The 5,345-nt window shown below is 29.0% G+C and carries 6 protein-coding genes and 2 pseudogenes; 4 read left to right on the top strand and 4 right to left on the bottom strand.

Features of this window, described 5'->3' with window-relative positions:
* Positions 1–265: 265 nt before the first annotated feature.
* Entirely contained in the window at positions 266–829 is a 564-nt protein-coding gene (locus KPL38_RS18020; RefSeq protein WP_216290519.1) for a TetR/AcrR family transcriptional regulator, read from the top strand.
* 164 nt (positions 830–993) lie between these two features.
* Here KPL38_RS18020 and KPL38_RS18025 read toward each other — a convergent pair.
* Both KPL38_RS18025 and KPL38_RS18030 read right to left on the bottom strand, forming a co-directional pair.
* Positions 994–1,152 (bottom strand): annotated as a pseudogene (locus tag KPL38_RS18025) (ATP-binding cassette domain-containing protein); the annotation flags it as partial.
* A gap of 96 nt (positions 1,153–1,248) precedes the next feature.
* On the bottom strand, positions 1,249–1,599 hold the full coding sequence (locus tag KPL38_RS18030) for an SdpI family protein (protein ID WP_216290521.1): 351 nt from the start codon (positions 1,597–1,599) through the stop codon (positions 1,249–1,251).
* A 494-nt stretch (positions 1,600–2,093) separates the two neighbouring features.
* On the opposite strand from KPL38_RS18030, the pseudogene KPL38_RS18035 reads away from it, so the two are divergent.
* Together KPL38_RS18035 and KPL38_RS18040 are read left to right on the top strand one after the other, a co-directional pair.
* Positions 2,094–2,515: pseudogene (locus KPL38_RS18035) on the top strand (chemotaxis protein CheW).
* Entirely contained in the window at positions 2,512–3,663 is a 1,152-nt protein-coding gene (locus KPL38_RS18040; protein ID WP_216290522.1) for a methyl-accepting chemotaxis protein, read from the top strand. The pseudogene KPL38_RS18035 and the gene KPL38_RS18040 overlap by 4 nt, the downstream one beginning before the upstream one ends.
* Before the next feature lie 96 nt (positions 3,664–3,759).
* Here the strand turns inward: KPL38_RS18040 and KPL38_RS18045 are convergent, their stop codons facing one another.
* Together KPL38_RS18045 and KPL38_RS18050 are read right to left on the bottom strand one after the other, a co-directional pair.
* On the bottom strand, positions 3,760–3,972 hold the full coding sequence (locus KPL38_RS18045; RefSeq protein ID WP_216290523.1) for a hypothetical protein: 213 nt from the start codon (positions 3,970–3,972) through the stop codon (positions 3,760–3,762).
* A gap of 156 nt (positions 3,973–4,128) precedes the next feature.
* Positions 4,129–4,815: an N-acetylmannosamine-6-phosphate 2-epimerase gene (locus tag KPL38_RS18050; protein WP_216290524.1), complete on the bottom strand. Its 687-nt coding sequence runs from the start codon at positions 4,813–4,815 to the stop codon at positions 4,129–4,131.
* Positions 4,816–4,951: 136 nt separating this feature from the next.
* On the opposite strand from KPL38_RS18050, the gene KPL38_RS18055 reads away from it, so the two are divergent.
* The gene (locus KPL38_RS18055) at positions 4,952–5,119 is read left to right on the top strand and encodes a hypothetical protein (protein ID WP_216290525.1); all 168 of its coding nucleotides are present in this window, start codon (positions 4,952–4,954) and stop codon (positions 5,117–5,119) included.
* Positions 5,120–5,345: the final 226 nt, after the last annotated feature.

The following is a 5,345-nucleotide window of genomic DNA, read 5'->3' on the forward strand; positions in this document are numbered from 1 at the left end:
TTTTTATTGAAATTTTCATATTAATTTACAATATTTTCAAGAGGCATAGCCTAAAATTTGAAATAGCTTAACTCCTACCGGAGAAAATATAGCTTTTTGTGGCTTAATCATGTTATATTATACATAACATTCTAATATAATAATAAACTACTTTTTTTAGTTTGTAAACTGTACAATATAGTTTAAAAATATTATTTGTAGTTTGATAAAAATAGATTATCATGATAAACTATTTTTAATAAGTAAAATTGAAAAGGGCGATTAAATGGTGCAAAAACGAAATTTAACCAAGGAAAAAATTATTCAAGCATCAGTTTTATTGGCTGATGAAATTGGGATTAATCAGCTTACTTTCCAAAAAATCGCGGAAAAACTAGGTATAAAATATCAATCTTTATATAATCATTTTGCTAACATAGATGATCTTAAAATAAAAATGACAGTATATCTTTTAAATAACTTGAAGTTAGAACTAATGCAAAGGTTAATTGGTAAAAGTGGTGAATTTGCTATTAGAGAGTTTGCATATGCATATAGGGATTTTGCTTTGAAAAATAAAACAGCTTATGGAGTTTATATAAGTGTTCCAAGTACACAAGATGAGGCTGTAAAACATCTAGCTGATAAAATCGGCATTATTATACGTAAGATTTTAAGTTATTATATAAAAGACGAAAATCTTACAATTCATAAAAGTAGGGAATTAAGGAGTCTTTTGCACGGTTTTGTCTCTTTAAGTGCACATGGATATTTTCAAAATCCGGTAAACTTAGAGAAGAGTTTTCAAATAATGATTGATGATTTTATTGCGTCTGTTTTGAAAAAATAGAAAAGAGTACCACAATAGTTTTTTAATGCAAAAGTAATTAGTTTAGCATTCTAATTTTCCTAATTACCTTTGCATTTTTTATAGACAATCAATATGTTTTTCAATATTTCTCTTACTTTAACTTAAAAGTTCTTGGAGCTACTCTATAGGTTAAAATTTTCATATTTAGTTTCCCCACTAATACAGTTAAAAAGAGTTGTTTTGCCTGCTCCATTTCGTCCTAATAATCCATATATTTTGCCTTTTTCAAAGGTAAATGAAGCTTTTTTCAGCACCTGTTTCTCTCCATAACTTTTTTCTATATTTTCAATTATTAATTTCATTTAATTTTACCTCCTCATTCCTTGCTTTTTCACTGTGATAATTTAATTTTCTGTGATCCAGCAAACAAAATTTGTGCTATTATTCTCTAGTGATTTTTATAAATCATTATATTTTTTTCTACTTCCATCCCTATTAAATAATTTCATTAAGTGTATTTCTTCAATAACTACAATACTTATAACGCTTAACAATATTAATGCTCCTTGCATATTGTGATTATTAATAACCGTTGGTTTAATGATTGACCAGCTTGCCCAAATTCCATTAATAACTCCAAATATTATCAAACTAGATCCACAATGTTTTTGTGATATATCCCATGTGTCTTGATTTCTCATTGATAAAAGTGTTCTATACCCAATTATACTATTTATAATTTTTGATGGATACTTCATTAAGATAAAACCTAACACAATAAAAACTATTGCTACTATTAGAAAACTCATGCATCTTGCCCCCTGTTAAATATTTATTCTGACATTTATCTCCGTGTATATGATATTGATTTAAGGTTATGTTAAATTACCGCCAAATACAATACCTATGTTATAGAACGTTGTTTCTTGAACATTAAAGGATTTGACTATTTATTGTAAATTTAACTTTACAAAAGTTTGTCCACGATAGTATTTCAAATTTAAAAAGGACTCCCTGTATTTTGAAGCATTTATAATACAACAGTTGTAATCTTTTGTATATATTTCCACACAATACTACATTATTTTATCTTTTTATTACAAATAATACGACATTATACAATCATTTTTTCAAAAGACTAAAGATTTATCTTTCAATACCGATAGTAAAATACCAAGTAATTTTGAAAAGCAAAATAGTACTGGTATTAATAATTGGACAAGCATATTGTTTCTCATTATAAATTTATGAAAGGAGCTGTATTAATTTGAGTTATTGTCAACTAGTTGTATTTAACCTGGGATTGGATGAATATGCAATCAATATTTCTTATGCTCAAGAAATAATTCGCATACCTAAATTTACCCCATTACCCAGTACTCCCTCATTTATTGAAGGTGTATTTAATCTAAGAGGTAAAGTAATTCCTGTTTTTGATCTAAAAAAAAATTTGGAATGGATCAATCTGAGAGAAGTATTGATAGCAGGTTACTGATAGTTGAACTTGATAACATGATGATAGGTATTATTGTTGATGACGTTTCAGAGGTTATTAAAATTGATGAACAATCAATTCAAAAACTAAGTTCGGAAATTGTAAATATTAGTAAAAACAGTATACAAGGTGTCAGTATAATTGGTCAAAGGATAATTATAATATTGAACGCTTTAAACCTAAAGTCAGAAATTTTTAAATATAATTTGGAAAAGGAGTTGGTATCATGATTTCAATAAATGGATTAGATTATTTAAAGGCAGTCGCTGAGCTTCAATCTAACATTATACCTGGTGGCATTTTATTTTTGATTATTGAAGGTGACACAATAACATGGAGAAAATCATCTGAAGTATTTGACTTAGATTTCTTCAATGTTGGAGAATTAATTAAAAATAACAGTGTAGCCAGTAAAGCAATGAGGGATAAAAAGACATTAACCGAAAATATTCCTCGTTCTCTTTATGGTACAAGATTAAGGACTGTTGCAGTTCCTTTGATTAATGATAACGATGAAGTTGTTGGAGCTTTTTCTATTTTAATTCCCAGATTACATCCTGTGGTTAAAGCATTCCCTGATTTTGCACCAATCATAGCTGAAATGTTTCCAGAAGGAGCCGGTATGGGTTTAACCGATTTAGAAAAAATAATAAATAAACAAACTTCAAAAAATTTTGACGTGAAATCTTTACAAGTTAATAATATTCTTTCTGAAGAGTCTATTGCAAAAAAGACGATAAATAAAAAACAACCTATTACGCATGAACTGGATGCTTCAATATATGGAGTACCTATCCTTGAAACATGTTATCCACTATTTGACGAAGACAATCCAGATGAAGTTGTTGCGACTTTTGTAATAATTACCCCTAAAGAAGTTGCGGCAAATCTTCGTAATATGTCAGAAAATCTCGAAAGTGGTCTTACAGGAATAGCTTCTGCTATTGAGGAATTGGCGGCATCAGCATCTAATATACATACTAATGAACTAGAACTAAATAATGAGATTAAAAAAATAATTAGCCTATCAGAAGAAATTAATAAAGTGTCTTCTTTCATAAAAGAAATTGCAGATGAAACAAAGATGCTTGGACTAAATGCAGCCATAGAAGCAGCAAGGGCTGGAGATGCAGGCAGAGGGTTTGGCGTTGTTGCAGAAGAAATAAGAAAATTGTCTGAACAATCTAAAAGTACTGTTCCTAAAATCAAAGAATTAACTGACAACATAAAATCAAAAGTTAGTGATGCAAGTGAAAGAAGTCAGAATTCATTGGCTTCAAGTCAAGAACAAGCAGCTGCTACCGAGGAAATTACAGCGAGTGTTGAAGAACTGACCTCTATGTCGGAACAATTAAATAAAATTGCGCAGGATCTTTAAATTGGATATAGTAAGTTATAAATTATTTTATACCATATCTTAATTGCTTTACATATGGGTAAATTAAAAGACATCCATTTAGGATGTCTTTTATCATTAATAATTGGTCGTATTTATTCTTTTAAGTAAGGTCGCAAAAGTATCGTCTTCTTTAATAGCATTTGAAATAGCCTTCGTTGTAGTCTTTGCAATAGCCTTTGCAATAGCTTCTCTAATCACAACCATATTAAATGGTGCATCCGATTTCATACCATTTTCTTCAAGTATTTTCTCAATTTCTTGTTGTAATTCTATTTGATTTTCATTCACTAATCTCACTTCCCTTCTAAAATTTAATGTTCAATACATATCAGTTCTACAACATTCTTTAAAAACCTTTAATAATATACATATAAATCGACATAATATTTATTTGATTTTACCTCAACACAGAAAAAATTTATCATGTTTTCCTTTTATTGTGCACTACAACATTATCTTATTTATTTCATTCATAAATTTTTTTGTGATTACTTGTGGTCTAGTAATTATTGAACCAACTACAACACTATAACATCCTAACTCTAAAACACGACGTGCTTTTTCAGGTGTATCTATATTCCCCTCAGCTATTACAGGTTTTGTAACTTTAGCCAATATATTTTTTATTAATTCAAAATCATCTTTTTCTATTTGTATACCTTTGCTTTGCTTTGTATATCCTACCAATGTAGTCCCAATAAAATCAAAACCCAATTCATCAGCATGAACTGCTTCTTCATAATTCGAGCAATCAGCCATTAATATTACTTTAGGGTATTTTTGCTTTATTTCCAGAAAAAATTCATCTAAATGTACACCATTAGGTCTTGTGGCACTTGTAGCATCAATAGCTATAATGTCAGCTTTTGCCTCTACTAACTCTTCAATTTCAGCCATTGTTGTAGTAATATACACTTCACTATCAACATAATCCTTTTTCACTATTCCAATAATAGGCAAATCAACATTTCGTTTAATTTCTAGTATATCCTCTTTTGTATTAGCCCTTATCCCTGAAGCACCTCCTTCTTTAGCTGCTAATGCCATTCTTCCCATTATAAATGGAGAATGTAATGGTTCATCAGATAAAGCTTGACATGATACTATTAATTTATTTTTTAAAAATTTCAAATTATCACACCCCTATATATTCATTGTAGTTTGTTTTTAAATAAAAAACATTAGTATCTCAGTAAATACAAAAATTTTAGTATCATTTTCAATTATGCTACATATCATATACTGTCGAATGATAAGGAGTGATATTATGTCAGATTCTGAAAATGCACATAATTTTGATGATAATTGTTTTAACAATAATTTTGATAATAAATGTTTTTGTGACCCTTGGTGTGACCCTTGGAATGAGTTTTGGTGTGATCCATCTTGTAATCAGTGCTGCGCTACTCAAGATTGTAAAGATAATTGCTGTTAAATAGATAACAATAATAACCATCTTTATTAATAAAGACACGCTCCTAAGCATAAACCCATATAAATATACAGAGAGTTGATGTTTTTAAGAAACAACTCTCTTTTTTAATTTTGACATAAAAGAACAAAATCTCCCTACGGTCGAGTAAAAACCCTTATGCCAAGCAAATATGATAATCTCATCGTCCTTTGATTATCATATTTGCATCACATTCTGGGCATAGAAC

Origin of the sequence: Clostridium psychrophilum, from assembly GCF_018861705.1 — a bacterium.
Classification (GTDB): Bacteria; Bacillota; Clostridia; order Clostridiales; family Clostridiaceae; genus Clostridium_AD; species Clostridium_AD psychrophilum.

What these genes read in the sequence shown, in the direction of transcription:
- KPL38_RS18055 (WP_216290525.1), top strand. Translation starts at nt 4,952, where the DNA reads ATGTCAGATTCTGAAAATGCACATAATTTTGATGATAATTGTTTTAAC.
- KPL38_RS18020 (WP_216290519.1), top strand. Translation starts at nt 266, where the DNA reads ATGGTGCAAAAACGAAATTTAACCAAGGAAAAAATTATTCAAGCATCA.
- KPL38_RS18030 (WP_216290521.1), bottom strand. Translation starts at nt 1,599, where the DNA reads ATGAGTTTTCTAATAGTAGCAATAGTTTTTATTGTGTTAGGTTTTATC.
- KPL38_RS18040 (WP_216290522.1), top strand. Translation starts at nt 2,512, where the DNA reads ATGATTTCAATAAATGGATTAGATTATTTAAAGGCAGTCGCTGAGCTT.